This window comes from Priestia sp. ST2, assembly GCF_055810735.1.
The window spans coordinates 1-608 of record NZ_JBVVNT010000033.1 but is presented as its reverse complement, the minus strand read 5'-3'; the positions used below and the strand labels follow the sequence as shown (position 1 = coordinate 608).

At 38.2% G+C, this 608-nt stretch carries 1 protein-coding gene; it reads left to right on the top strand.

The annotated features are described in order from the left end of the window. Nucleotides 1-12: 12 nt before the first annotated feature. Nucleotides 13-363, top strand: a complete 351-nt coding sequence (locus AC0KUU_RS29950; RefSeq protein WP_144636318.1) for an ASCH domain-containing protein — start codon at nt 13-15, stop codon at nt 361-363. The last annotated feature ends 245 nt before the right edge of the window (nt 364-608 follow it).

Genomic DNA, 608 nt, shown 5'->3' with positions numbered 1-608 from the left:
GGAGTTTTTTTAATGAATAACTATGAAGCACAAAATGAATTGCCACCAAAAACATGTACAATCGATCGACTTGTAACGATGCCGGATGATGTAAATAAAGTACTCAAGGGCAGAAAAACAGCAACCCGTCGAAATGGAAGATATGCTGATGTAGGAGAGATAATGGTCTTAGGGGATAAAAAGTTTATAGTGGAACGGGTTTATTCTCAATCGCTAGGTGAATTAACGGATGAAAATGCTCACCAGGAGGGCTATGATACGGTAGAGGAATATAAGCAATCTATTTTATCTTATCATCCTGGAATGCCCTGGCTTCCTCAAATGAGGGTATGGGTGCATGAGTTCAGATCAGTTAACGATTGATAGGTAAAAGAAATGGATTTGTTGTACCGTATATTAGTATATATTCATGTTTCTAGTGTCATTTTATCTATTGGTCCTTTCTTTATTCTCTTACCACACGTTAAAAAACTACATAGTTCAAGGGAAGAAGAAACGAATGCCTATTTGAGCACATTTCAATCTGTCGTTAGGCTCGCAAAACATACAGGCCATGTTCTTGTTATAACAGGGATACTCCTTGTTATGTGTGGTCCATGGACGTGGAC

Excerpts from the sequence above, each read along its gene's own strand:
- AC0KUU_RS29950 (WP_144636318.1), top strand. The coding sequence starts at position 13 with ATGAATAACTATGAAGCACAAAATGAATTGCCACCAAAAACATGTACA.